This is a genomic window from Stenotrophomonas acidaminiphila, from assembly GCF_001431595.1.
In the GTDB taxonomy this organism is placed as follows: Bacteria; Pseudomonadota; Gammaproteobacteria; order Xanthomonadales; family Xanthomonadaceae; genus Stenotrophomonas; species Stenotrophomonas acidaminiphila.
Window position 1 is genome coordinate 1 of sequence record NZ_LDJO01000003.1, and the last position, 23,785, is coordinate 23,785.

Here is a 23,785-nt window from a genome sequence, read left to right on the forward strand (position 1 = left end):
TCTGTGCCTGGCAGCGGGTTGGGATTTGTACTCGCGCCAGATCGTCGGCTGGGCCACGGCGCCGGCGATGAACAGTGACATGGTGTTGCGGGCGTTGGTGGCATCGGCGGGGCGCCGCAAGCCTGGGCCTGGGGTGATGGTCCACTTCGACCAGGGCTGCCAGTTCACAAGCAGCGATTGGCAGTCGTTCCTGAAGGCACACCGGATGGTGCCGAGCATGAGTCGTCGCGGGAACTGCCATGACAACGCAGTGGCCGAGAGCTTCTTCAGCGTATTGAAGAAGGAGCGGACCAAGCGAAGGATCTATCCGACACGGGCCACTGCTGCATCGGACGTGTTCGACTACATCGAGATGTTCTACAACCCCATCCGCCGACATGGTTCCGCTGGCGGACTGTCACCGGTAGAGTTTGAGAGGCGCTACGCGCAGAGCGGCGACTGAGTGTCTACGGAACTCTGGCCGGTCCAGAGGCGGCGACGATGGCGAAGCACACGTTGGACGATGAGCGGCCGGGCTACTACCTGCCCGAAGACAGCCAGCAGCGGCTGGTGCGGCTGAGCGACCACGTCAAGTTCCTGCTGCGGTTGATGCAGCCGCTGGCGGATGCGGCGGGCGAGCCGGCGCGCGAGGTGCGCCTGGCCGAGGTGGCGTTCTGCCTGGAGTTGCTGGGCGACCAGGTGGACCTGGTGCTGGACGAGGTGTCATGGCCCGCACGGCACGCGGCGCAGGCGGGCGCGCCCGCGCACTACCCGGCGGGCGAGGCGCAGGGCTACACCTTCGGCGTCACGCTGGCGCAGATGGACACGCTGGAAGGGTTGGTGCGCACGCTGGCCGTGCATGGCGACGTGGTGGCCACGGGCGATGCGGCCGGGTGGGCGGGCGGTACGTTGCCGGCGATGGGCAGTGCGGTGTTCGATGCGGCGGCCGCCGTACGCGGGGTGCTGGATGCGGTGGAAACGCAGCGGCTGGCAGCCGGCGCGGATGCGCGCTTGCGGGTGGAGGAGGCGCGGGCGGTGTATGCGGTGCCGCGTGCGTTGCCGGCAAGGGTGTCGCGGGACCCGGTGCGGGTGGAGGCGGAGCTGGCATACGGCGATTCCCTGCACTGAGGGAGCGCAGCACGCGCGGGACGCACGGCCAATGGCCCTGCGCCGGCGTGTGCTCAGGCCGCGGCCAGTTGCTGCAGGTGCGTTGCGAAGCCGCCTTCGTCGCTGGCGGCGTTGATGTGGTCGAAGTAGGTGTACCAGCCGCTGGCGTGGATGCCGGCGAGCAGGGCATCGCGCGCCTGCGTGTCGGGGAAACGCCAGATGCCAAGGAAGCGGTGCGCGCTGGCATTGTCGATGCCGGGGTCGGTGGGGCCCAGCGCCAGCACGTCGATGCCGTGGCTGGACAGGCCGCCCATGGCGGCGCCGATGGCGTCCAGGAACTGCTGGCGCTGTGCGGCGGGTAGGGCGGTCCAGGCGGCGTTGGGCGTATACAGTTCCACGAGGTAGTGGGGCATGCGGGGGCTCCTTTCAGGCGAGGTTGCGCAGGGCGCGTTGGCAGATGCGGGCGGTGGCGGCGCCGGGGGTGTCGCGTTGCCACTGGGCGCAGTGTTGGCGCACCCAGTCCGGCTGGTCTTTGGCGGCGTCGTTGAGCCAGTTGCCCACCGAGTCCTGCACGTAGGTGGAGGGGTCGGCGCGCAGCGGGGCGAGGATGGGCAGCATGCGCGCCGGTTCGCGCTTGAGCGCGGCGATATGCGCGCACCACACGCCGCGCGGGCGCAGGGCTTCGCAGGCGAAGCGGCGCAGGCGGTCGGACGGGCTGTCGGTCCACGCCGCCAGGTGTGCGATGGCCGTATCCAGGTCCGCGGCCAGGTGCGGGCGCACGGCCATCCATGCCCATTCGCGCACGCCGAAGTGGGGGTCGTCGGCCAGCGGGCGGATGGCCTGCAGCCGCGTGGGCAGGTCCAGCCCGGGCTGGCGGCCGATCATGAAACAGGCCCAGCCACGCACGGTATCGGCGGCGTGCAGGCGGCAGGTGGCGATGGCAGCGGCGCCGTGGTGGGCGAGCAGCACGCCGGCAATGGCGTCCATGCGCTTGAGGATGCCCAGGGTGCAGGCCGTGTCCGCGGCCGCCAGCGCCGCCGGGGGCAGGCCGGGGAACACGGTGCGCAGCAGGGTGGCCTGGTCCAGCGCGAGCGCTTCGGCGAGGGTGGCGCTGGGCAGTTCGCCGCGGGACAGTGCCTGCAGCACCGGTGCGGGAATGTCGGCGGCGCGGCTGGCACCTTTGCGTGCGGCAGTGGTCATGCGGCGGCGCCGTCGCCACCGCTGAGGTGTGTGGCGACCTTGCCGAGCAGCGCGCCCAGTTGCGTGCGCTCGCTCGCCGACAGCCCGCCGAACAGGCTGGCGATCCAGCGGCCGTGCTGCTCGAACACGGTTCTGGCCACGCGCCTGCCCTTGCGGGTGAGCGTGACCCGCAGGGCGCGGCGGTCGCTGGCGTCGGCCTGGCGCTCGGCCAGGCCTTCGCGCTCCAGCCCGTCGAGCAGGCCGGTAACGGTGGCGCGGGTGATGCCGGCCTGTTCGGCCAGCGCATTGGGCGCCAGGCCGTCCGGTGCGGCATCGAGCAGGAACAGCAGCACGAAGCGGCCTTCGGACAGGCCGTGCGGCGCCAGCAGCGCGGCGCAGTCGCGGTCGATCGCGGTGGCCAGCGACAGGGTGCGGAAGCACAGCTGGATGCCTTCCACGTCGGGCAGCTGCCGGCGCTGCGCTTCCTGCAGCAGGGCAAGGTATTTCTGTTCGAGCATAAAAGTAGCGCGGCTTATTGTAAGGCGGCTAACTATATCCGCATGGATAGGGGCGCGCCAGTGCGGTTTCGCCAGGGGCGGGTGTGCCACGCCAGCGGGTGCTGGCCCGTCGCTTCCCTCGGGTGGGGCAAATAGGCGATGCTGCGGCAGCAAAAGGGGGAGTGCATGACGCACGCAGGGCAGGACGACAAACAGGCGGCGCCGGCTGGCGCGCCGCCCGCCACGCCGATGAACTGGTCGCCGATTCCCGACGTGGGCACGGGCGATGAATCGTGGGTGCTGAACCTGTGGCGGCGCGGGTGCCGCGAGCCGGCGCTGATGTTTTCAGCGGCGTACGTGCTGGTGGGTTTCCTGGGGCTGTGGTCGAGCGCGTGGTTCTACCACGGCTTCGGCATCAGCATTGCCGATTACCTGCAGGCCAGCGATTACCTGGTGGCGGGCCTGCGCGACCCGGGCAGTGTGCTGATCTTCGCCATCGGCGTGCTGCTGGCGGTACTGGTGAGCTGGCCGGAGGCGCTGCGCCGCCGTTACCCGGACTACGTGGCCGACCTGCGCCGGCGACGCTGGTGGGCGCGCATGGCGTTTCCGAAGGCGCGGATCATGACCTGGGACGGCATTGGCATCCACCCCATCACCGGGGTGAGCCTGGTGGTGGCGTTGTTCATGCTGTTGGGCTCGGCGGTGTACATGCAGACCAAGGGCGAACTGGTGCGCGAGAAGGGCCGCGGCACGCCGGTGCGCGTGCACATGCTGGGCGATGCGGCGCCGCAGCCCGGCCAGGCGCGCTTGCTGGGTACCAGCAGCGCCTTTGTCTACCTGTGGTGGCCGGCGCAGCAGCGCGCCGAGGCCGTGCCCATCACCTCGGTGCGCCAGGTGCAGGCCGTACCCAGAAGAGTGCGCGGCGCCGCGGTGGCGGCACCGCCTGCGGCACCGGCGGCGACGCCCGCCGCGCGCTGAGCCGGGCCGGCACGCGCCGGCCGTTGCGTGCCTGCCGGGTGGGTGCTTGCGCCGCGCTGGCGCGCTCAGTGGCGGGTGGCGTGCGGTTTGCGCCCGCTGCCGGATTTCTTGCCACCGCCATCGTGCTTGTTGACCGTGGCCCAGGCGATGCGCTCGGCGGTTCGGGGGCTGGCACCGCGGGCTTTTTCGCTCTTTTCGATGTGCGCGGCCTGGCGCTTCTGCTTGTCGGTGTAGCTGGATTTGTCGCCCTGGGTCATGGCGGTACTCTCGTGGGTGTGGGCCTGCAGGTATAGGCCGGGCGATGCGGGTAGAAGGTGAAGCGACCGTTGCCGGTGCGTTATGCCGGCCCGTGCCCGGCGGCGGCGGAGGGCTTGGCTAGAATGCGGTTACTGCACCGCTGCCGGACCCCCGCTTGATGCGTATCGACCCCGCCGAGATCGAAGCCCTGTTCGACGCCATTCCCAGCGTGCTGTTCTTCGCCAAGGACGCGCAGGGCCGCTACACGCACGTCAACAAGACGATGATGCAGCGGCTGGGGGTGAAGTCGCGCGGCGAGGTCATCGGCAAGCGTGCCGACGAGCTGTACCCGGCGGGCATGAGCGAGGCCTACGTGGCCCAGGATGCGCGCGTGCTGGGCGGCGAGGTGATCGAGAACGTGATGGAGCTGCAGCTGTTCGCCAACCGCCAGCCGGGCTGGTGCCTGACCTGCAAGCGGCCCATCGTGGAGAACGGCAGGGTGGGGGGGCTGGTCGGCATCTCGCGCGACCTGGGCCAGCGCGGCGGGCTGGAATCGCAGTACGAGCCGCTGCGGCTGGCGCTGGATTACCTCAACACCCATTACGCCGAAAACGTGCGCATGCAGACCCTGCTGGACATCACCGGGTTTTCGCTGAGCAAGCTGGAGCGCAGTTTTCGCAAGGTGTTCCAGATGACGCCGCAGCAGGTGCTCACGCGCCTGCGCATCCAGATCGCCCTGCACCTGCTGCACGGGCAGGACAGCGTGGCCAGCATCGGCCAGGCCTGCGGCTTTACCGACCAGAGCGCGTTCACCCGCAAGTTCAAGGCCGAGGTGGGCATGGCCCCGCGCCAGTACCGGGCGATGATCGCGGCGCGGCAGCAGGAGACCGCCGCCCGGGAGTAAAGGGCGGCGGCGGGGCCGCGTGGCGCGGCTCAGCGGCGGTAGCCCGCGCGCGGTTCCTGTACGTGGCCGCCGGCATCGATGCGGATGCGCGGGCGCAGCCAGGCGGCGAACTCGGCTTCGCTGGTGGAGCCTTCGGCCAGGCCCAGGTACAGCGGATAGAGCGCGAGGTCTTCGGCATCAAGCTCGCCGCCATTGAGCATGATGAACACTTCGCAGGCGACGGCCGCCATCCGCTTGTTGCCATCGACGAACGGATGGTTGCGCGCCAGGCCGTAGGCCAGGCTGGCGGCAAGATCGGCCAGGTCCGGCGGTGGCTCGCCATAGGCGTGCAGTTGCTGCGGGCGCGCGAGCGCGGAGTCGAGCAGGCTGTCGTCACGCACCCCGCTGGCGCCGCCGTGCTCGGCCAGTTGCCGGTCGTGGACGGCCAGGGCGAGCGCGCGGCTGATCCAGACAATCATGGCCGCTCCCTATTGCGCGAGCTTGTGCAGCAGGGTGCGGCGCTTGCGCATCACCGCCTCGGCCACCTCCATCTGCGCGGCAAGCTCCGGGTCGAATACGGTCAGGCGGATGCCGTCGGGCGTTTCCAGCGCATGCAGCTCGTCGCCTTTTTCCAGGCGCAGGCGCGCAAGCAGTTCCTTGGGCAGGATGATGCCGGACGAGTTGCCGATGCTGGTGATCTTGAGCTTCATGGTAGGGGCTCGTTGTTTGTTATAACAGACGTTATCACCGGGTGGCCGGATGGACAAGCGGGCCACAGCAGGCGCCGGCCGTAGGCGTACGCCGCATGCTCGCGTCAGAAGTACGCACGCAAAGCGAACGGCCCGCTTGCGCGGGCCGTTGCTTTTTACCTTTTACGTGGCATCGCTGCCCGGTCAGGCTTCGACGTCTTCCTTGTAGGCATCCACCGGGATGCAGGCGCACATGATGTTCTTGTCGCCATAGACGTTGTCCACGCGCGCCACCGGCGGCCAGTACTTGGACTGCTTGAGCGAGGCCAGCGGGAACGCCGCCAGCTCGCGCGGGTAGGCGTGGGTCCACTGGCTGGCCGACACCGCGGTGGCGGTGTGCGGGGCGTGCTTGAGCGGGTTGTCCTCGCGGTCCAGGCGGCCGTCCTCGATCGCCTGGATCTCGGCGCGGATTTGGATCATCGCGTCGATGAAGCGGTCCAGTTCGTACTGCGACTCGCTCTCGGTCGGCTCGACCATCAGCGTGCCGGCCACCGGGAAGCTCAGGGTCGGGGCGTGGAAGCCGAAGTCGATCAGGCGCTTGGCCACGTCCTCGGCGCCGATGCCGGAGGTCTTCTCCAGCGGCCGCACGTCGAGGATGCACTCGTGCGCCACCAGGCCGTTGCGGCCGGTGTACAGGGTCTTGTAGTGCGGGGCCAGGCGCGTGGCGATGTAGTTGGCGTTGAGCAGCGCGACCTGGGTGGCCTTGCGCAGGCCGGCCGCGCCCATCAGCGCGATGTACATCCAGCTGATGGGCAGGATCGAGGCGCTGCCGAAGGTGGCGGCCGAGACCATGGCACCGTTGCCCACGCCCTGGGTGCGCAGGCCGTCGGCGACCAGCGCGCCCGGCAGGAACGGCGCCAGGTGCGACTTGACCGCGCACGGGCCCACGCCCGGGCCGCCGCCGCCGTGCGGGATGCAGAAGGTCTTGTGCAGGTTCAGGTGCGATACGTCCGAGCCCCACTTGCCGGGCTTGGCCACGCCGACCAGGGCGTTCATGTTGGCGCCGTCGGTGTACACCTGGCCGCCGTGCTTGTGGATGATCTGGCAGATCTCCACCACCTCTTCCTCGAACACGCCGTGCGTGGACGGGTAGGTCATCATGATCGCGGCCAGGCGGTCGCTGTACTTCTCGGCGTTGGCGCGGATGTCCTCGACGTCGACGTTGCCGTTGGCGTCGGTCTTGGTGACCACCACCTTCATGCCGCACATCTGCGCCGAGGCCGGGTTGGTGCCGTGCGCCGAATCCGGGATCAGGCAGATGTCGCGGTGGCTCTCGCCGCGCGAGGCGTGGTAGGCGCGGATCGCCAGCAGGCCGGCATATTCGCCCTGCGCGCCGGAGTTCGGCTGCAGGCTCACCGCGTCGTAGCCGGTGCATTCCACCAGCATCGCTTCCAGCCCGTCGATCAGTTCCTTGTAGCCCTGGGCCTGGTCGGCTGGGGCCAGCGGGTGGATGTTGGCGAACTCCGGCCAGGTCACCGGGATCATCTCGGCGGTGGCGTTGAGCTTCATGGTGCACGAGCCCAGCGGGATCATCGTGCGGTCCATCGCCAGGTCCTTGTCGGCCAGCGAGCGCAGGTAGCGCAGCAGTTCGTGCTCGCTGTGGTGGGTGTTGAACACCGGGTGGGTCAGGAACGCGGACTGGCGCACCAGGGCGGCCGGCAGCGCGTCGGCGGTGGTCGCGTCCAGCGCGTCCACGTCGACGCTGGCGCCGAACAGCGTGCCCAGCGCGACGATGTCCTCGCGGGTGGCGGTTTCGTCCAGGCTGATGCCCACCGCCTCGCTGTCGATCACGCGCAGGTTGATGCCCGCGGCCACGGCCCTGGCCTGCAGCGCGGCGGCGTCGACGTTGCGCACGTGCAGGGTGTCGAAGAAGTGCTCGCCCACGTCCACGCCGTTGCCGCGCAGCGCCGCGGCCAGGATGGCGGCCAGGCGGTGGGTGCGGCGGGCGATGCGGGTCAGGCCTTCCGGGCCGTGGTAGACGGCGTACATGGAGGCCATCACCGCCAGCAGCACCTGCGCGGTGCAGATGTTGGAGGTGGCCTTCTCGCGGCGGATGTGCTGCTCGCGGGTCTGCAGGGTCAGGCGGTAGGCCGGCTTGCCTTCGGCGTCGACCGACACGCCGATCAGGCGGCCCGGCATCGAGCGCTTGTAGGCGTCGCGGCAGGCCATGAACGCGGCGTGCGGGCCACCGAAGCCGAACGGCACGCCGAAGCGCTGGCTGTTGCCGACCACGATGTCCGCGCCCCATTCGCCGGGCGCGGTGATGAGGGTCAGCGCCAGCAGGTCGGTGGCCACCGCCACCAGGCCCTGGCGGGCATGCACGGCCTCGACCAGCGCCTTGTGGTCGCCGATGTGGCCGAAGGTGTCCGGGTACTGCAGCAGCACGCCGAAGCAATCGGCGTCCAGCGCCTCGGCCGGGGGGCCCACGCGCAGGGTGATGCCCATCGGCTCGGCGCGGGTGCGCAGCAGCTCCAGGGTCTGCGGGTGCACCGCGTCGTGCACGAAGAACACGTCGGACTTGGACTTGGCCGAACGCTTGGCCAGGGTCATGGCTTCGGCCGCGGCGGTGGCTTCGTCCAGCAGCGAGGCGTTGGCGATCTCCATGCCGGTCAGGTCGGCGACCATCTGCTGGAAGTTGATCAGCGCTTCCATGCGGCCCTGCGAGATTTCCGCCTGGTACGGGGTGTAGGCGGTGTACCAGGCCGGGTTCTCGAGGATGTTGCGCAGGATCACGTTCGGCGTATGGGTGCCGTAATAGCCCTGGCCGATGAAGCTGCGCAGCACCTTGTTCCTGCTGGCGATGGCGCGGATCCTGGCCAGTGCCTGCACTTCGGTCAGCGACTCGGGCAGGGCCAGCGGGGCGGGCGACTTGATCGCGGCGGGGACGATGGCGTCGGTCAGCGCGTCGAGCGAGTCATGGCCGACCACGCGCAGCATCTGCGCGATTTCGGCATCGTTGGGGCCGATATGGCGGTCGACGAAGGCGGAGGCGTGTTCGAGTTCGCGCAGCGAAGGCGTGTTCTGGGGCATGACGGACGTCCGGAGGGTGGCGTGCGGGGCTGGGTCGGCGAGCCCATGCCTTCCGGCGGCGGTTCCGCGCACGCGGCACCACGGCCGGCAAGCCGGTGGCTCGCCTCGTGCCCCTCTGTCCTTTTGCCTGAGAGTTTGGAAGGCACGACCTGCGGGTCGCGCGCCTCGTGCACCTTCGGCGCCGGATTGAACCGGTCTCTCCAGAGTTTTGACGCAGGTGGTATCGGGCCTGAGCGATTGCGGGCGTTTGCGCCTTCGGCAGCGATGAACCGCTTCTCCCACCGTGTAGCGCGCCGATTATAGCCGTTGCCCCGGGCCACCGGCGTGGCCGCCAGGCTGAACGGGCCGCGCTCCCGGGGCCGCCCGGGTGCCCGCCTGCATGGCGCCGCCGCCGCCACGGGCCTATCATGCACGGCTTCCCGTTTTTCCCAGGCGCCGCCCGCACAGGGCCGGCGCCCGTCGTGCGTCGCCGCGCACGCCCCGCCGGATACGCCATGACCACCGCTTCGCCGTCCACCCGCCACCTGGCCCTGCTGCTCGCCGGGTTGTCCATGTTCGGGCCGTTTTCCATCGACACCATCTTCCCGGCGTTCCCGCTGCTGGCGCGGGAGCTGGCGGTGGACGAGGTGGCGGTGCAGCAGACCATCAGCGTCTACCTGCTGTTCTACGGCCTGATGAGCCTGGCGCACGGCCCGCTGTCCGATGCGTGGGGGCGCAAGCGGGTGATCCTCGGCGGGCTGGTGCTGTTCGCCGCCGCTTCGGTCGGCTGCGCGCTGTCCACCCACCTGGGCACGCTGCTGGTGTTCCGCGCGCTGCAGGGCGTTTCCGCCGGCGTCGGCATGATCGTCGGCCGCGCGGTGATCCGCGACCTCTACCACGGCCCCGACGCGCAGCGGCTGATGAGCCAGGTGTCGATGATCTTCGGCATCGCCCCGGCCATCGCCCCCATCATCGGCGGCTGGATCCTGCTCGGCGGCGGCGACTGGCCGCTGATCTTCTGGTTCCTGGTGGTGTTCTCGCTGCTGCTGGTCGCCACCACCGCGCGCTGGCTGCCGGAAACGCACCCGCCGGCGGCACGCACCGCGCTGTCCCCGCGTGGCCTGCTGCGCGATTACCTGCGCATCGGCTTCAACCCGCGTTTCCTGCGCCTGGCCCTGGCCGGCAGCATCAACTTCGGCGGCATCTTCCTGTACATCTCCTCGGCACCGGTGTTCGTGATGCAGCACCTGCGCCTGGGCGAAGGCGGCTTTGCGTGGCTGTTCATTCCCACCATCGGCGGCATGACCACCGGCGCGTTCCTGTCCGGGCGCATGGCCGGGCGCACGCCGCCGGTGCGGCAGATCAGCATCGGCTTCGCCTGCTGTGCGCTGTCGGCGGTGTTGAACATCGCCTATGCGGCCTCGGTGGCGCAGTTGCAGCTGCCGTGGGCGGTGCTGCCCATCTTCCTCGGCGGGCTGGGCATGGCGCTGATCTTCCCGGTGCTGGCGCTGGCGGTGCTGGACATGTACCCGCAGCAGCGCGGCCTGGCCTCGTCGCTGCAGGCCTTCGTGCAGCTGATGATCAGCACCGTGGTGGCCGGCGTGGTGTCGCCGCTGCTCAGCGGCAAGCCGCTGCACCTGGCGCTGGGCATGGCCGGTTTCATGCTGCTGGGCTTCGCGTTCTGGTACTGGGAACACCGCCGCGAGCGCCACCTGGCCGGCCCGCACATGCACATCTAGGCCAGGCATCCCTTCCCGCATCACCCCGCCTGCGTCACTCTCCCCCTTACCGGCCAGCATGGCCGCCACCGGAAGCTGCAACCATGTCCATCCACTCCAAGGGCCGCCGCGAGGCGAAGAAGAAGCTGGCTGAGCGCGAGCGCAACCAGGCCGCGGCCAACCCGGCGCCGAAGCCCGCGGTGGAACCGCATGCCGAACTGCGCGACCAGCAGCGCACGCTGCTGGCCGGCATCGTGCGCCGCGATGGCGAGTGGGTGCTGGGCATGGACGGCAAGATCGCCGGCGAGACCCCCAGCGCCGCCCGCGTGCTGGCGCTGATCATGCAGGCCGCCGAGCTGCACGAGCGCAGCGGCACCCCGGTGCGGCTGATGTACTCCGATGCGCTGAAGGACGCCGCGCACGCCGAAGCGGCGGAGCAGGGCATCGACTTCGATACCTGGAAGCGCAACCTGGCCACGGAACTTGGCCTCGGCGCGAAGGACGCCGCGGCCACGCATTGAGTTCCTGATGCGTAGTGAACGGACAAGGGCGCCGCGTGGCGCCCTTGTTGTTTACATACGTGTGATGGATTGGGTGGGGCCTCGGCGCGCGCCGCACGATGGCATGCCGGGATCCGCGGTGCCCCACGCAGAGCGCGTTGTGGCCTGGGGAACGGGCGTTAGGCATTTGTGCTGGAGCGGCTGGATGCCGCAATTCCGACAGAAGTGGTACATGGGCGGTGAACGTGGGGGGGCATGCATTGGCCTCGTCGGCGTCGCACGACACGGACGATGCATCGAAAAGCATGCCGTCCATTCGCGCCGGCTCTTCGAACAGGGGACCCGCGCGCAGACCGCCATCATCTTCGGGAATGGGCTGCGCCCGGAGGACGCCGCTGACCGCTGCCAGGAAGTGCGATGGCGGAAGCGAGGGCTTCCGGTGCCGTGCGCACATGAGCCTGGACCTGTTCCGCCCGGATGCGGTAGCTGGTCGTACTGCCATCATCTGCGGTCGCCAGGCCGGAACGCCGGTACGCCGCAGGGCCGCAATCAGGCGGGGCCCGAAGGCACGCCAGCGCCGGCTGGTTGCGCACCGGGCCGGGACGCAACCAGCGCTGCCAGTGCCTTGCGGATCAGTCTCCAGTGGATCACCCACATGACCAGCGCCAGCAGGGCGAACAGGGAGCCGACGTCATTGGGAATCAAGGAGCCGATCTGTGCCGCGCACCAGCCGAACCCGGTGCGGGCACCAAACGATTTCATCTGCCCCAGCCCGCCGCGGCATTGCGCTTCGCGCCGCAATGACGTGGTGACGGCGTGGATGATGAAGAAGTCCTCGATGAAGTTGTAGGGAAGTACCAGCATCCACCAGACAGAGCGGGGCGTCGCCGTCCTGTTGCCGGCGGAAACACCCGCCAGCACCCGGCGTAGATCATTCGCGTACGCCGCCACCAACGCCAGGAAGACGAGGCCGAGGAACAGGGCGCCGTATACGCCAAGCACGGAAAGCTCTTTCGCCAGGCCGACGGGTTCGGGCTGGAGGAACGGGTATGCCAGTGCCCACGCCACAAGCGCCGATAGAAGCACCTTGAAGGCGATGAGCAGTGCCGGATGCAGGGGGCGAAGCATGGTTGCAGGCTCGGGTATCCGGGATGGGCAGGCCCACGGGTTGGGCGGCTGGGGTGAATTATCGGGCCCGAGTCACGAACTGGCGAATACCGCCATGTAGACCGCCGCTGCGCCGAGGGGCACGGTCGAGCGCATGTGGCGTGCATGGCGTGCGGCAGAGTGCGTGGTGAGCTGGCGGGCCCTGGAGCTGAAGGCGACCTTCAATACCTGGAACTGGACATTGGCCAGAAGGATGCGCGGGATGCCCGCATAAAACCGTGCCGATGGCTGCCCGACCGGGATCCACTCCGGCCTCTCGGCGGCAATGATCCGGTACAGGCGAAACGACGCATGCAGGAGCAGCAGCGTCGAGAAGACAGCGATCAATACCAGCAGATGCAGCATGCAGGGCCTGTCGTCTGAACTGGGCCGCGCCGCGAAGCGGTGCCGGTGTAAGTGAACTGCCAGGCTCGCCCCGCCGATTTGCCCGGGCGCCTGGCCCCCCGCGCAGTCTAGATCATCTGCGCCCTGGTCGATGAAATCCTGCCGGGAAGGCGCGGACGAACTCCGCCCGCGCTCAGGCCCGTGGCAGGACGACGCGTGGCCGGATCGCGGGCAAGGCGCCCGGATCGAGCGTTGCGGCAAGGCGGGATCGGCTCGAAATGCCCGGCCGGCAGCGTCCCTGTGCGGCTCAGGGGGCGCGCCGGTAGTGCACGGCCACCGCGCCGCAGCGCATGGGCTGCGCAGCGACCAGCTCCAGCCGCCGCGTGCCGGGCAACCCGCTGCCGTACAGGGCAGGGCCATGACCAACGATCCTGGGGTGGACCAGGAACCTGTATTCGTCGATCAGGTCCAGCCGGTCCAGCTCGGTCGCCAGCTTGCCGCTACCGAGCAGTACCCCAGCCGGCGTCGCGTCCTTGAGCCGCTGCACGCCCGCGCGCAGATCGCCGGCGATGAGGTGGCTGTTCGCCCAGGGAAACGCCTTACGCGTCGTCGACACCACGTACTTCGGCTTGGCGTCCAGTTTGACCGCCCATTCGCGCATCGACGCGGGCGCCTCCACGTCGCCACGGGCGACTGCCGGCCAGTGGCTTTCCATCATCTCGTAGGTGACACGGCCCCACAGCATCGCGCCGCTCTCGTCCATGAGGCGGGTGAAGAAGGCATGGGTTTCGTCGTCGACGACGCCCTCGCGGTGATCGATGCAGCCGTCCAGGGTGACGTTGATGCTGAAGGTCAGAAGTCCCATGGTGCCCTCCGTTGGAGATGCGCGATGCGTTGCTATCCACCCGGCTCCAGGGGGCGGACACGAGCGGTGATGCGCGCGCCCGCGTCGCCTTGTGCCTGGATCAGGCTGGGGTGCCCGGCTGCGCCGGCAGGTGTCTCACCATTTTCCGAAGAAGGATGTGACGTCGAAGTAGTAGGCCATGCGCTTGCCATCGGCCGTGGTGATCTCGATCAGGTCGTAGGCCCTTTTACCTTCCAGCAGGAGTGACTGGCTCTCCCGCTTGAAGCCGGGGTGCTTCCGGGCAATCCAGGCATACTCGGCGGCAACCCCCTCCGCGCTGTTCGTGGCTTTGATGGGGACGGCGGTCTGGATGGAGGTTCCCTCCTGGCCGATGGATGCATGTGACGAGGTGCGCTCGGGGCCGGTGGATGCGCACGATGAGCAGAGCAACGCCAGGACGATTAGTGAGTTGCGCATGATTTCCCCTGTGGAGCCTGATGTGTGAACCATGCCGGCGCGTTCCATGCGCGCCGGCGTGAATGAACGGCTTGGCCGCAGATCAGATCGGGCCAGGGCCCAGCTCCAATCGTCCGCCAAGATGCTGTCCGTTGAGGGCTGCTCCATTGGTGTCCGGCGCTTCATTGGCAGGGATCGCCTGAGCCGCAATGGCCTACGCCAGATTGAATGAGCAGCCCGTTGCAACGGCGATCAAGGCGCTGAAGAAGCCATGTAGGCGGGAGCGAGGGCGGAATGGCAGGAACACGATGGCGGGAAGCGCCAGTGGTGAGCCACGGAACGGAGATGGCGAACTTTTCCATATGAGCCCTGGCGTCTGGATTGGGCTGCGCCGCGGGGCAGCATCTGCTTCAACAAGTTGTCAGGTCTTCCCGGGGCTGATTCCTGGCATGAGTGCAAACACGCCCCAACCCAGATATTCGCGCGTGTAGGCGGCGTGGCGCCCAGGCTCTGTGCTGAGTTTGGAGCGGATCTCATCCGCCAACTCATCGTCGGGGTTTTTCTCCAGCCATCGGCGCATCGTAAGCCACTTGGCGGCCTCGTATCTGTCCCAGCCATCCTGATTGGCCAGAACCATCTCAACGACGTCGTAACCAAGCTTGCCGAAGGATGCGAGAAGCTCCGGAAGAATGAGGAAGTCGGAGATTGAGTTGGCAAGACATTTCCTGGCGATATCTTCCGTTGGCGGCAACTGCCGCCAGTATGGCTCGCCAATCAGGATGACTCCGCCGGTACGCAGGCTCCTGGCCAGAAGCTCGATGGTTCCAGCGACGCCTCCGCCAATCCAGGTGGCGCCGACACAAGCCGCAACGTCAGCTTTCTCGTCGGAGATGTAGCCGCTTGCATCGCCGTGGATGAAATTGACCTGATGGGCGACGCCGAGTTCTTCGGCGCGCTGTCTGGCGTGTGCGGTGAACAGCGAACTCATGTCGATGCCGGTGCCGACGATGCCGTGGTCGCGTGCCCAGGTGCATAGCATCTCGCCCGAACCGCTACCAAGATCAAGTACGCGGTCTCCGGACTTCAGGCGCAGTGCCTCGCCAAGCGTTGCGAACTTTTCTGGCGTGAACGGATTGTGGATTCGGTGCGCACTTTCCGTGATGTTGAAGAATCGCGGGATGTCCAAGTTGGAGACTTCCTGAAGATTGCGAAAAATCGGGTAAGAGGTGAGCGGCTTGAATCAAGCCGAGCCACGAGGCGGCTTCGGCCTGGATGGACTGCTAGCTTGCTCGTCGGACGCGCAACACCTTTGTCTTGCTGAGCGAGTCATGCCACCAGGTGTCGGCGAGTGTAAAAGATACGGGCTCAAGGGGTATCAGGCGGGAAAGTGTTCGAACAAGGACCGCAGATAACGACGGTGTGGTGCCGGATTCGGTCACCACCCTGGTGCCCAAGAGCACTTTTCCAAGTGTGCGTCCGAAGATGGACTCCAATGCGAGGTAGTAGAGGACGTACAGAAGCACAAATGCCACAGATGACCAGGCCGAGCTGGTTGCTGCGTCGTATGCTTCCGGCCCATGGACGACCACGTAGGCGACTTCGCCGAAAAAAAAGGTTGAGCGGACGACGAGGAAGTCGACCATGAATGTCAGAAAACGGCGGCCAGCAGAGGCGGCTTCGCCGACGATGCGCTCGGTGCCAACGACTGATTCACCCGGCGCATAGGGATTGTTCTGTGATGACATGCAAGCTCCAAAAGCAAGCTGACACCTGAGTCAAGCCGCGCGAAGCGGCGTCGGCTTGAATGAACTGTCAGGTGCCTGGCCAGGATGCGCCAGCGCTATGCCGAGTGTCATTGGCGGCATGATGTGGCGGAAGACAGCGCCTGAACCGCTGCGGCCTCTAAAGACGATCTCACTCACAGCGTCCTCCCCAAGTGGGTCTGACTCCGTTAAAGACTGTATGGAAAAGGGGACGAAGGCTGCGGCGGCGGGAATGCGCTGCATGACGTAGGTCTTGCCACTAGGCGCCTGCCATTGGAGGGCAGTGGCATCGCACTCCATGGCCTCAAGGTCGAGCGATGGGTGCTTGCCCGAATCCAGCTCTGCCTCGCAGGGTGCGCCCCGTGCCGCGCGTCCATCGGAAAACTGCATTACGGCTATTGCCGTTGCCATTGGCGTCGTGAGCGCGTTTACCCATGCGGGGCGAACGGGACTGCAAGCGAAGGTGTGAATCGCTTCTATCGTTGTATCGGTGAGCGAGGAAATGTCCACAAGCACCTGACACCTGTTCGGCCGCCTGGGCGCGGCGTAGTGCGGATAATGGCCGACTTCACCACCACTCGCAATCTGTGGTTTTTCTTCTATTCCATACGCTTGGAAGGGCAAGGAAGGCGCAGGAAATGCCGTGCTGGGTTTATGCCGCAAGCATCACGCTGCAACGACTACGCCCCGCGGTCTGCAGGGGTAACGGCGGATGCGGAGCGTCAATGCGTGCTGTAGGGCGGGAGCATGGGATGCGGAATGCACGAAGGGCGCCATTGGCGCCCTTCGGTCTACTGCATGCCCTTCGATGCGGCGCTGCCGGTCTGGAGGAGTCCATATGCGGACGGTGTCTGGCCCAGGCTGCGCCAGGTGGCTCGGCACGTGCCTACAACGCCGACATCAGCTGGATCATCGGCAGGTAGGCTGAAACGAGAACCAGCGGTACGCCGGCGAACAGGGTGAGCAGTCCGAATACGCCCGCTGCGATCGCGCGGCTGGCCTTGCCCGGCCAGCACAGCCGGATCAGGAGCGCCAGCGCCGGAGCGAGCCAGATGGCGGGGTAGAAGCGCATGGCCAGCCGGGTCGGCAGCGGCAGATCGGTGCCGCGCAGGGTGAAGGCGGTGAAGGTGTCGGCGAACTGCGGGTAGAGCACCATGCCGATCACGGTGATGGCCACGGCGGCCAGCACGCTGGCGATCAGGCCGGTGAGCAGCCACACCGTGTCCCTGGACGGCCCGGGCGCGGGTTGGGCGCGGGGCAGGGCGGGTGGTCCGCTTGCGGGTAAGTCGGTCATGGGCGTCTGCGGGAGCGTCGCGTTGGCATGCGCTGCATGCATGGGGATGCGAACGAAGGGCGCCTTGCCGGCGCCCTTCGTGTTGATGCCTGAACCGGAACCGGGGTTACGGCGCGGCCGGCTTCACCGGCTGCGCGGGACCGGCCTGCCAGCCGCACATCTGGCCTTCGTTCTGCTGCTTGAGCCATTCCTGCAGCGGGGCGAAGTACTCCAGCATCGGTGCGGCATCGAGCTTGTCGGTGCCGGTCAGTTCCTTGAGCGTGGCCTGCCACGGCTGGCTGGCGCCCTTGCTGAGCATGGCCCAGTACTTCTGGCCGGCTTCCTTGTTGCCATAGAAGGTGCACTGGTTGAGCGGGCCGGTGTAACCGGCGGCGTCGCACAGGCCCTTGTAGAACTGGTACTGCAGGATGCGCGCCAGGAAGTAGCGCAGGTACGGGGTGTTGCCCGGCACGTGGTACTTGGCGCCGGCGTCGAAGAACTCCTCGCCGCGTGCGCCGGCCGGGGCCACGCCCTGGTACTGGGCCTTCAGTTCCCACCACTTCTGGTTGTACTGCTCTGGCTTGATCGAGCCGTCGAACACGCCCCAGCGCCAGCGGTCGATCATCAGCCCGAACGGCAGGAACGACACGCCGCTCAGGGCCATGCGCATCTGCGCGTTGATGGTGGCCTCGCGGCTTTCCTGCGGCTTGTCGACCAGGCCGATGGAGTTCAGGTACTGCGGGGTCATCGTCAGCACGATGGTGTCGCCGATGGCCTCGTGGAAGCCGTCGTTGGCGCCGCCCTGGAACAGCGGCGGCAGCGGGTTGTAGGCCAGGTCGTAATAGATGTGGCCCAGCTCGTGGTAGATGGTGGTGAAGTTCTCTTCGGTGGGCGTGATGCACATCTTGGTGCGCACATCCGCGCCGACGTCCTTGCCGTCGCCGCCCATGTTCATGTCCCAGGCGCTGGCGTGGCAGACCACGTTGCGGTCCAGCGGCTTGATGAACTGGGTGTTCTGCCAGTAGCTCGGCGGCAGCTTGGGCATGCCCAAGGACACGTAGAAGTCCTGCGCACGCTCGGTCATCTGCCTGGCGGTGGCCAGTTCGGCCTCGCGCTGGGCCTTGAAGCGGGCGGCGACGTCAGCATTGGCGCCGGCCTTGGCCAGGGCCGCGCTCAGGTTGCCCTGGTGCTGCTTCTCGAGCGCGGCGGTGATGTCCAGGCTGCCGGCGCCGGGGTAGGGCTGCAGCTGGTCCCACAGGTTGCTCCAGTCCTGCTGCCACATGTTGCCGGTCAGGTGCGCGGCGATCAGGCCGCCGCCGACTTCGGCCTTGTCCTTGCCGTATTCCTTGTCCAGCTTGGCGCGGGTGTAGCAGTGCAGCTGTTCGTACAGCGGCTTGACCTGCTCCCACAGGCGGTCGGTTTCCGGGCCGACCCGTTCGGCCGGCATGTCGTAGCCGCTGCGCCACATCTGCCCGGCATCGGCGTAGCCCAGCTCGCGCGCGCCTTCGTTGACCAGCTCGACGAAGCGCTGGTACGGCTTGCGCGAGGCCACGGCGGTGGAGTGCCAGCCCTGCCAGGCGTCGAGCTGCTTGTCGTAGTCGTGCGAGCGCGCCAGTACCTGTTCCAGTTCGCCGAGCTGGCGGCAGTTCTGCTGGTCGCCTTCACCGGTGCAGTAGGTGCCGGCGCCGTAGTCGCCCTCCAGCTTGGTGGCGATGGCGGCCAGCTCGGCCAGCTTGGCCGGGTCGCGCGGGGCCGGCATGGCGGTCATCAGCTTGAGCAGGTGCAGGGCACGCCTCGTGTCCTCGCTCATCGGCTGGCCTTCGTACTTGCCGGCCTGTTCGATCCAGCCATTGAGCGTGGTCAGCCAGCGCTCGTTGGCCTTGGCCGCCACGCGCGCGGAATCGTCGTTGATGTAGGTGGAGGACAGCCACTGCGCCGAGGTCATTTCCGGGTACATCGCCTTGAACTCGGCGTTGATCCGGGCGACGAACTGGTCGGCGCTCTCGGCCGGTGCGGCCTGTGCCGCCGGCGCGGCGGTGTCGGTGGCGGCTTCCTTCTTGCAGGCGGCCAGCGACAGCACGCTGGCGCTCACGGCAAGGGCCAACAGCAGATGACGTTGTTTCACGCGATTCCCCGATGGTGTTCGATCGGCGAAGGCTAGAGGGCCGCGGCGGTCGGGGCAAGGGGGTGGGTCAGCGCCTGAGCGCCATCAGCAGCACGCCGCCGCCGATCATCGCCACCCCCAGCCATTCGCGCCAGGCCAGGCGCTCGTGCAGGAAGGCGAAGGCGAACACCGCCACCAGCACCACGCTGAGCTTGTCCACGGGCGCCACCTGCGAGGCGGGGCCGCGTTGCAGGGCGCGGAAGTAGCACAGCCACGATGCGCCGGTGGCCAGCGCCGAGAGCAGCAGCCACAGCAGGGTCCTGCCCGGCAGCGCAAGCGGGTTGCTCCACTTGCCGGTGGCTGCCACGAACAGGCCCAGCACGGCGACGATGGCGATGGTACGCAGCAGCATCGCCAGGTCGGCATCGACCTGCTGCAGGCCGAGCTTGGCGAAGATCGCGGTCAGCGCGGCGAAGGCCGCCGACAGCAGGGCCCAGGGCAGCCATTGCGGAAAGGTGGCCATGGCGGGTTCTCGCAATGCCGGCTGGATGATCCGCGGCGCTTTGCCGCGGGAACGACGGGCGTCGCTCCCGCGGCGGGACCGGTTGCTAGCCTTCGCACCCGGCGAACACGTCGCGCTCGCGCTCGTATACCGAGGTGGTGACCTGCATCAGCCCCAGGACCGAGGGGAACAGGTTGTCATGGTCGGCGCGGCGGCGCGCACGTTCGCGCACGCACTGCAGGTCCAGTCCGCGGTTGGCCGCGAACTGCGGGGAGAACCACATCACCATCGGCACCCGGGTCTGTTCGTCCGGTGCGATGGCGTACGGCATGCCGTGCAGGTACAGGCCCTTTTCGCCCAGCGACTCGCCGTGGTCGGAGAGGTAGATCATGGCGCTGTCGTAGTCGTCCATGCCGCGCAGTGCGGCGATGGTCTGGGCCAGGAAGTGGTCGGTGTAGCGGATGGCGTTGTCGTAGCTGTTGACGATCTGCCCGCGGCGGCACTTGCCCAGGTCCGGGGTGTCGCAGGTCGGCACGAACTGGCGGAACTGCGCCGGATAGCGCTGGAAGTAGCTGGGGCCGTGGTTGCCCAGCTGGTGCAGGACGACCACGCGGTCGCCCGGCTTGGCGCGCACCTGGGCGGCAAGGTCGTCGAGCAGGATCTCGTCCATGCAGCGGCCATCGGCGCACAGGCCGGGCTTGGTGGCGTCGCCCAGGCGCTGGATCTCCAGGCCCTCGCACACGCCCTTGCAGCCGGACTGGTTGTCGCGCCACAGTGTGGGGATGCCGGCGTGTTCGAGCACGTGCAGCAGCGACTGGTGGGCACGGATCTTCTTGGCGTCGTAGTCGTGGCGGCCGAACGGCGAGAACATGCACGGCAGCGATACCTCGGTGCTGGTGCCGCAGGCATGCATGTCGGGGAAGTTGATCACCCCGACCTTGGCCAGCTCCGGCGTGGTCTGGCGGGCGTAACCGTTCAGGCCCCAGTTCTGCGCGCGCACGGTCTCGCCGACCACCAGCACCAGCAGGCGCGGCTTGCTGTCGGCCGCGCGCGGCGTGGCCTTGGCATCGGTGCCGAGCGGCAGCTTTGGCTTGTTCTTGATCGGGTTGGAGCTGATCAGGTTCTGCTTCAGTGCGATCAGGTAGTTGGCCGGCGTGGCCAGGTAACGGACTTCGCGATGGTTGCGCATCAGCGCCGACACGTTCTGGAACGAGGCCAGCGTACCGGCACCGGACACCACCACCACGCCCACCAGGAACAGCAGCCGCCACAGCAGGGCGCGACCCCAGCTGCGCCGGCGCAGGCGCAGGCGCCACAGCAGCACGCAGGGCACCAGCGCGTAGACCAGCAGCGGCAGGAGCAGGGCGGGCGTCATCAGCTCGCTCGATTCCTTGTGGTCGGTGGCCAGCACGTTGCGCAGCATGTCCGCGTCCAGGTAGACGTTGAAGCTGTTCATGTAGTGCGTGGCGAACGCGGTGGTGACGAACAGGACCGTCAGCAGCACCTTGGCGTTCCAGCGCCACACCAGCAGGCCGAGCAGCAGTGCATGCGCGCCCATCAGCAGCGCGAACAGCGACAGCGCGAACAGCACGCTGCCGGGGTTGGTGGCCATGGCGTTGCGCCAGAACAGGCCGTTGCAGACCAGGGCGAAGAACGCGCTGGCCAGCAGGATCAGTGCTTCGGTGGAGATTTCCGGGCGCCAGCGGCGCAGCCGTGCCGATGCGCTGGTCGATGCGGGCAGATGCGGGGAAGCGGTGCTCATGCGTGGGGTTCTTCCTTGAGCGTGGAGGCCGTGGCCGGTGGGAACATCAACAGGTAGAGCAGTACCGCCACGGTCCAGCTGACCGCCAGCGACCACACATCATGCGAGAGAAAGTGCGCGCCGCGCAGCTGCTGGGAAAAGCCGAACGCCAGCCCGGTGGCCACGGCCGTGGCCAGTGCCACCCAGCGCCAGCGTGGGCGCACCTGCAGGGCGAAGAAATACAGCGCCACCCAGCCGTAGCCGGCGCTGGCATGGCCGGCGGGGAAGCAGGCGGCGCGGCCGAGCAGCTCCGGGCGCGCTTCGAACAGGCCGATGAACGGGCGCAACCCGCCGTAGCGCTGCAGGTCCCAGGGGCAGTCCATCTGGGTCATGGACTTGAGCAGGGCGACCAGACCGGTGGACAGGCCCACCGCCAGCAGCAGGTACAGCAGCGGCCGGCGCAGCGCCTTCCAGCGGGCGTCCAGGCAGGCCCGCAGCAGCGCCAGCATCACCAGCACGCCGGCCAGGGTGCTCAGGTTCTTGCCGCCGCGATGGATGACATGGGTGGTCCACCAGGCGTCCTTGAAGGCCCAACGGCTGCCTTCCCAGCGGTAGATCTGGTCGGCCAGCCACTGGTCGCCGTTGCCGGCCATCAGCACCACGCTGGCGGCCACCGCGAGCAGCAGGGGAATCAGCAGGTGGCGGCCGAGGAAGCCGCGCCGGGTGGCTGCGAGCCCGGGGGCGGGCAGGGCGCAAGGAGGCGGCGAGGAGGGAGCGGCAGGCACGGGAGCTGTACGCCATCGACGATGAATGGCGGCATGGTGGTTGCCGCCATGTCGGAGACTGGTCGGAGGCGCGTTGGCGGGGCGTTAACGCCCCCGCCGGCTTCAGTCCTCGTTGTCCTCGTCCGGCGTGCCGGCGACCTGGCCGTGGGTGGTGGCCACGCAGGCCGTGTCCAGCGCGGTGCCCGGCAGCAGCTGCCACTGGTTGCGGTTGGCGCTGCCGATATCGATCACCCGTGCCGGGTCGGCGCAGGGGGTCATCGCCTGCTTGAGGACGAACAGCCAGCGTCGCTCCGGAGCGGCGGCCACCCATTGCCCGGCCATCTCCCACTGCTCGGGCCAGGGGCGCTTGAAGCCGAAATCCATCGCCTGCGGGTGGGTCTGCAGCAGGTTCTGCTCGCGCCAGGCGACCATGCCCAGTTCGCCGTCGCCGATGCGCTGGCGCACCTTGTCCATGACCCCCGAGGCCGAACTGTAGGGGTCCAGCGCCGGCATCAGCCCCAGCCCGTACATCGCCCACAGCAGCACCGTGGCCAGTACCGCCGCCAGTCCGGCGCGGCGCAGGCGCAGCGCCGCCACCAGCGCCAGCGCGGCGACACCGAAGCCCACCAGCCAGGCGCCGACCCGTGGTACCACCGAGGGATCGATCGCGCGCTTGGCCGCGCTGCGCTGTGCCCAGCCGTCGCCGTGCTGCAGTGCGTCGTAGCCGACCGCCAGCATCGCCACCGCCAGCAGCGCCACGTACAGCAGCAACGCCCAGCGCACGCCGGTGCGCCGCAACAGGCCGGCCAGCAGCGGCGCGGCCGCAACCGCCAGCGCCGGCAGCATCGGCAGGATGTAGACCTCGCGCTTGCCGGGGCTGGCGCTGAAGAACAGCAGCACCAGTACGGCCCAGCCCAGCAGCACGACGTAGCGCGGGTCGGCCCGGCGCAGGCGCCGCCACCAGGCCGGCACCAGCCACGGCAGCAGCAGGCTGCCCGGCAGCCACAGCGTGGCGATCACCTGCAGGTAGTACCAGGCCGGCTGGTGGTGGTGCCAGGCATTGGCGTAGCGGGTGCCGGTCTGCTTGAACAGTAGCTCCTGCGCATAGGACTGCAGGCCCGGGTCGGGGTTGCGCAGCAGGGCGATGCCCAGTGGCGCCAGCCACACGCAGGTGCCGGCGATGAACAGCGGCAGGACCAGCCACCAGCCCCAGCCGCGCCCGGCGCCGGCCGCACCCGGATGGCGCCAGCGCCAGATGGCCCAGGGCAGCAGCGCCAGCAGCGGCAGGAAGCCCACGCCCTTGGTCACCGTGCCCACCCCGGCGGCGAAGGCGCCCAGCGCCAGCAGTTTCCAGTTGGGCCCCAGCAGCATGTGCCGCAGCAGCGCCCACAGCGACAGCGTGGTCATGCCCACCAGCACCATGTCGATCTGCGCGCGCTTGGCCATCAGCCCGAACTGGATGCATACGAACAGCCCGAGCACCGCGTAGCGCGCCACGCGCCGGTTCCAGAGCCGCCGCGACAAATCCCAGGTCAGCCACAGGGTCAGCAGCGCGGCCAGCAGCGACGGCAGCAGGAAGGCGATGTTCCAGTTGCCCAGCACCTTGTAGGTGGCGGCCTGGATCCACATGAAGGTTGGCGGCTTCTCGGCGTACAGCTCGCTGCCGCGGTGCGGCAGCAGCCATTGCCCGGTCTCCACCATCTGCCGCGCGGCCAGCACGAAGCGCGGCTCGTCGGGCGGAGAGGGCTCGCGCATGCCGAGCCCGGCCATAAGGCTGGCCACGACCAGGGCCAGCAACAGCAACCAGGGGGCGGAGGATCGTAGGCGGGTCGGGCGCACGCTGGGCTCGTCTGGAGAGTGGATGGAGAGGATCGCGCGGCCGGCGTGGGAAGCGCGTCGTAGGGCGCATTGTGACCTGTTTCGACATCGCTCCGACCAGCGCTGGGGCTACGATGGGCGGGTACTGCCGTCCCGCCGGCGCCCATCGATGGGTCCGGCGCGTGTCCACCGG

Annotated in this window: 26 protein-coding genes and 1 riboswitch; of the genes, 6 read left to right on the forward strand and 20 right to left on the reverse strand. The window is 68.3% G+C overall.

The genetic code is table 11. The features are described 5' to 3' along the window. Positions 1 to 442, forward strand: a 442-nt coding sequence (locus ABB33_RS00255; RefSeq protein ID WP_152984898.1) for an IS3 family transposase, incomplete at its 5' end; no start/stop codon positions are given. Positions 443 to 480: 38 nt separating this feature from the next. Further along, positions 481 to 1,107 (forward strand): XAC0095 family protein, encoded by a 627-nt coding sequence (locus ABB33_RS00260; RefSeq protein WP_182212786.1) that lies wholly within the window; start codon positions 481 to 483, stop codon positions 1,105 to 1,107. A gap of 53 nt (positions 1,108 to 1,160) precedes the next feature. Here the strand turns inward: ABB33_RS00260 and ABB33_RS00265 are convergent, their stop codons facing one another. Genes ABB33_RS00265 through ABB33_RS00275 form a run of 3 tightly spaced genes read right to left on the reverse strand, consistent with a single transcriptional unit; the run spans position 1,161 to position 2,783 of the window. Continuing rightward, the gene (locus ABB33_RS00265) at positions 1,161 to 1,499 is read right to left on the reverse strand and encodes a DUF6616 family protein (protein ID WP_054667017.1); all 339 of its coding nucleotides are present in this window, start codon (positions 1,497 to 1,499) and stop codon (positions 1,161 to 1,163) included. 13 nt (positions 1,500 to 1,512) lie between these two features. Next, positions 1,513 to 2,286, reverse strand: coding sequence for a DNA alkylation repair protein (locus ABB33_RS00270; protein WP_056930751.1), 774 nt, complete (start codon positions 2,284 to 2,286; stop codon positions 1,513 to 1,515). Further along, positions 2,283 to 2,783: a MarR family winged helix-turn-helix transcriptional regulator gene (locus ABB33_RS00275; RefSeq protein ID WP_082594914.1), complete on the reverse strand. Its 501-nt coding sequence runs from the start codon at positions 2,781 to 2,783 to the stop codon at positions 2,283 to 2,285. Before ABB33_RS00275 ends, ABB33_RS00270 begins: the two co-directional genes overlap by 4 nt. 165 nt (positions 2,784 to 2,948) lie before the next feature. Between ABB33_RS00275 and ABB33_RS00280 the strand changes: the two genes are divergently transcribed. Beyond that, on the forward strand, positions 2,949 to 3,740 hold the full coding sequence (locus ABB33_RS00280) for a hypothetical protein (RefSeq protein WP_056930752.1): 792 nt from the start codon (positions 2,949 to 2,951) through the stop codon (positions 3,738 to 3,740). Between the two features lie 65 nt (positions 3,741 to 3,805). On the opposite strand, the gene ABB33_RS00285 is transcribed toward ABB33_RS00280, so the two are convergent. Next, on the reverse strand, positions 3,806 to 3,997 hold the full coding sequence (locus ABB33_RS00285; protein ID WP_056930753.1) for a hypothetical protein: 192 nt from the start codon (positions 3,995 to 3,997) through the stop codon (positions 3,806 to 3,808). Between the two features lie 158 nt (positions 3,998 to 4,155). On the opposite strand from ABB33_RS00285, the gene ABB33_RS00290 reads away from it, so the two are divergent. Continuing rightward, positions 4,156 to 4,881: an AraC family transcriptional regulator gene (locus ABB33_RS00290; protein WP_056930754.1), complete on the forward strand. Its 726-nt coding sequence runs from the start codon at positions 4,156 to 4,158 to the stop codon at positions 4,879 to 4,881. 29 nt (positions 4,882 to 4,910) lie between these two features. On the opposite strand, the gene ABB33_RS00295 is transcribed toward ABB33_RS00290, so the two are convergent. The 3 genes from ABB33_RS00295 to gcvP all read right to left on the reverse strand — a co-directional run bounded on the left by ABB33_RS00295 (position 4,911) and on the right by gcvP (position 8,639). Next, on the reverse strand, positions 4,911 to 5,339 hold the full coding sequence (locus ABB33_RS00295; RefSeq protein ID WP_054667008.1) for a type II toxin-antitoxin system death-on-curing family toxin: 429 nt from the start codon (positions 5,337 to 5,339) through the stop codon (positions 4,911 to 4,913). Positions 5,340 to 5,348: 9 nt separating this feature from the next. Next, on the reverse strand, positions 5,349 to 5,570 hold the full coding sequence (locus ABB33_RS00300; RefSeq protein WP_054667007.1) for an AbrB/MazE/SpoVT family DNA-binding domain-containing protein: 222 nt from the start codon (positions 5,568 to 5,570) through the stop codon (positions 5,349 to 5,351). A 183-nt stretch (positions 5,571 to 5,753) separates the two neighbouring features. Next, positions 5,754 to 8,639 (reverse strand): aminomethyl-transferring glycine dehydrogenase, encoded by a 2,886-nt coding sequence (gcvP, locus tag ABB33_RS00305; RefSeq protein ID WP_056930755.1) that lies wholly within the window; start codon positions 8,637 to 8,639, stop codon positions 5,754 to 5,756. Between the two features lie 105 nt (positions 8,640 to 8,744). Further along, positions 8,745 to 8,853: riboswitch (glycine riboswitch) on the reverse strand. A 280-nt stretch (positions 8,854 to 9,133) separates the two neighbouring features. On the opposite strand from gcvP, the gene ABB33_RS00310 reads away from it, so the two are divergent. Together ABB33_RS00310 and ABB33_RS00315 are read left to right on the forward strand one after the other, a co-directional pair. Then, positions 9,134 to 10,357 (forward strand): multidrug effflux MFS transporter, encoded by a 1,224-nt coding sequence (locus ABB33_RS00310; protein ID WP_056930756.1) that lies wholly within the window; start codon positions 9,134 to 9,136, stop codon positions 10,355 to 10,357. An 83-nt stretch (positions 10,358 to 10,440) separates the two neighbouring features. Further along, on the forward strand, positions 10,441 to 10,857 hold the full coding sequence (locus ABB33_RS00315) for a hypothetical protein (RefSeq protein ID WP_054667001.1): 417 nt from the start codon (positions 10,441 to 10,443) through the stop codon (positions 10,855 to 10,857). 528 nt (positions 10,858 to 11,385) lie between these two features. Here the strand turns inward: ABB33_RS00315 and ABB33_RS00320 are convergent. The 13 genes from ABB33_RS00320 to ABB33_RS00370 form a co-directional block, all read right to left on the reverse strand. After that, positions 11,386 to 11,964, reverse strand: a complete 579-nt coding sequence (locus ABB33_RS00320; protein ID WP_056930757.1) for a hypothetical protein — start codon at positions 11,962 to 11,964, stop codon at positions 11,386 to 11,388. Between the two features lie 72 nt (positions 11,965 to 12,036). Beyond that, positions 12,037 to 12,348, reverse strand: a complete 312-nt coding sequence (locus ABB33_RS00325) for a hypothetical protein (protein WP_056930758.1) — start codon at positions 12,346 to 12,348, stop codon at positions 12,037 to 12,039. Between the two features lie 286 nt (positions 12,349 to 12,634). After that, positions 12,635 to 13,192 (reverse strand): dihydrofolate reductase family protein, encoded by a 558-nt coding sequence (locus tag ABB33_RS00330; RefSeq protein ID WP_056930759.1) that lies wholly within the window; start codon positions 13,190 to 13,192, stop codon positions 12,635 to 12,637. Between the two features lie 135 nt (positions 13,193 to 13,327). Continuing rightward, on the reverse strand, positions 13,328 to 13,813 hold the full coding sequence (locus ABB33_RS00335; protein ID WP_211260850.1) for a hypothetical protein: 486 nt from the start codon (positions 13,811 to 13,813) through the stop codon (positions 13,328 to 13,330). A gap of 235 nt (positions 13,814 to 14,048) precedes the next feature. After that, entirely contained in the window at positions 14,049 to 14,813 is a 765-nt protein-coding gene (locus ABB33_RS00340; RefSeq protein ID WP_056930761.1) for an SAM-dependent methyltransferase, read from the reverse strand. Positions 14,814 to 14,907: 94 nt separating this feature from the next. Next, positions 14,908 to 15,372, reverse strand: a complete 465-nt coding sequence (locus ABB33_RS17975; RefSeq protein WP_082594915.1) for an RDD family protein — start codon at positions 15,370 to 15,372, stop codon at positions 14,908 to 14,910. A gap of 30 nt (positions 15,373 to 15,402) precedes the next feature. Next, on the reverse strand, positions 15,403 to 15,780 hold the full coding sequence (locus ABB33_RS18340) for a hypothetical protein (RefSeq protein WP_152984900.1): 378 nt from the start codon (positions 15,778 to 15,780) through the stop codon (positions 15,403 to 15,405). A 496-nt stretch (positions 15,781 to 16,276) separates the two neighbouring features. Then, on the reverse strand, positions 16,277 to 16,609 hold the full coding sequence (locus ABB33_RS00345) for a hypothetical protein (RefSeq protein ID WP_056930762.1): 333 nt from the start codon (positions 16,607 to 16,609) through the stop codon (positions 16,277 to 16,279). A 181-nt stretch (positions 16,610 to 16,790) separates the two neighbouring features. After that, positions 16,791 to 18,788, reverse strand: a complete 1,998-nt coding sequence (locus ABB33_RS00350; RefSeq protein ID WP_056930763.1) for a M2 family metallopeptidase — start codon at positions 18,786 to 18,788, stop codon at positions 16,791 to 16,793. A 67-nt stretch (positions 18,789 to 18,855) separates the two neighbouring features. Next, positions 18,856 to 19,290, reverse strand: coding sequence for an EamA family transporter (locus ABB33_RS00355; RefSeq protein WP_054666983.1), 435 nt, complete (start codon positions 19,288 to 19,290; stop codon positions 18,856 to 18,858). An 85-nt stretch (positions 19,291 to 19,375) separates the two neighbouring features. Beyond that, entirely contained in the window at positions 19,376 to 21,031 is a 1,656-nt protein-coding gene (locus tag ABB33_RS00360) for a phosphoethanolamine transferase (RefSeq protein WP_056930764.1), read from the reverse strand. Next, complete coding sequence (locus tag ABB33_RS00365) at positions 21,028 to 21,795, reverse strand: phosphatase PAP2 family protein (protein WP_082594916.1); 768 nt, start codon at positions 21,793 to 21,795, stop codon at positions 21,028 to 21,030. The genes ABB33_RS00360 and ABB33_RS00365 overlap by 4 nt, the downstream gene beginning before the upstream one ends. Positions 21,796 to 21,897: 102 nt before the next feature. Continuing rightward, complete coding sequence (locus ABB33_RS00370) at positions 21,898 to 23,571, reverse strand: ArnT family glycosyltransferase (RefSeq protein WP_425513304.1); 1,674 nt, start codon at positions 23,569 to 23,571, stop codon at positions 21,898 to 21,900. Positions 23,572 to 23,785 lie beyond the last annotated feature (214 nt).

Bases quoted from the DNA above. Each gene is read 5' to 3' on its own strand.
- ABB33_RS00260 (WP_182212786.1), top strand. From the start codon at position 481: ATGGCGAAGCACACGTTGGACGATGAGCGGCCGGGCTACTACCTGCCC.
- ABB33_RS00265 (WP_054667017.1), bottom strand. From the start codon at position 1,499: ATGCCCCACTACCTCGTGGAACTGTATACGCCCAACGCCGCCTGGACC.
- ABB33_RS00270 (WP_056930751.1), bottom strand. From the start codon at position 2,286: ATGACCACTGCCGCACGCAAAGGTGCCAGCCGCGCCGCCGACATTCCC.
- ABB33_RS00275 (WP_082594914.1), bottom strand. From the start codon at position 2,783: ATGCTCGAACAGAAATACCTTGCCCTGCTGCAGGAAGCGCAGCGCCGG.
- ABB33_RS00280 (WP_056930752.1), top strand. From the start codon at position 2,949: ATGACGCACGCAGGGCAGGACGACAAACAGGCGGCGCCGGCTGGCGCG.
- ABB33_RS00285 (WP_056930753.1), bottom strand. From the start codon at position 3,997: ATGACCCAGGGCGACAAATCCAGCTACACCGACAAGCAGAAGCGCCAG.
- ABB33_RS00290 (WP_056930754.1), top strand. From the start codon at position 4,156: ATGCGTATCGACCCCGCCGAGATCGAAGCCCTGTTCGACGCCATTCCC.
- ABB33_RS00295 (WP_054667008.1), bottom strand. From the start codon at position 5,339: ATGATTGTCTGGATCAGCCGCGCGCTCGCCCTGGCCGTCCACGACCGG.
- ABB33_RS00300 (WP_054667007.1), bottom strand. From the start codon at position 5,570: ATGAAGCTCAAGATCACCAGCATCGGCAACTCGTCCGGCATCATCCTG.
- gcvP (WP_056930755.1), bottom strand. From the start codon at position 8,639: ATGCCCCAGAACACGCCTTCGCTGCGCGAACTCGAACACGCCTCCGCC.
- ABB33_RS00310 (WP_056930756.1), top strand. From the start codon at position 9,134: ATGACCACCGCTTCGCCGTCCACCCGCCACCTGGCCCTGCTGCTCGCC.
- ABB33_RS00315 (WP_054667001.1), top strand. From the start codon at position 10,441: ATGTCCATCCACTCCAAGGGCCGCCGCGAGGCGAAGAAGAAGCTGGCT.
- ABB33_RS00320 (WP_056930757.1), bottom strand. From the start codon at position 11,964: ATGCTTCGCCCCCTGCATCCGGCACTGCTCATCGCCTTCAAGGTGCTT.
- ABB33_RS00325 (WP_056930758.1), bottom strand. From the start codon at position 12,348: ATGCTGCATCTGCTGGTATTGATCGCTGTCTTCTCGACGCTGCTGCTC.
- ABB33_RS00330 (WP_056930759.1), bottom strand. From the start codon at position 13,192: ATGGGACTTCTGACCTTCAGCATCAACGTCACCCTGGACGGCTGCATC.
- ABB33_RS00335 (WP_211260850.1), bottom strand. From the start codon at position 13,813: ATGAAGCGCCGGACACCAATGGAGCAGCCCTCAACGGACAGCATCTTG.
- ABB33_RS17975 (WP_082594915.1), bottom strand. From the start codon at position 15,372: ATGTCATCACAGAACAATCCCTATGCGCCGGGTGAATCAGTCGTTGGC.
- ABB33_RS18340 (WP_152984900.1), bottom strand. From the start codon at position 15,780: ATGCAGTTTTCCGATGGACGCGCGGCACGGGGCGCACCCTGCGAGGCA.
- ABB33_RS00355 (WP_054666983.1), bottom strand. From the start codon at position 19,290: ATGGCCACCTTTCCGCAATGGCTGCCCTGGGCCCTGCTGTCGGCGGCC.
- ABB33_RS00360 (WP_056930764.1), bottom strand. From the start codon at position 21,031: ATGAGCACCGCTTCCCCGCATCTGCCCGCATCGACCAGCGCATCGGCA.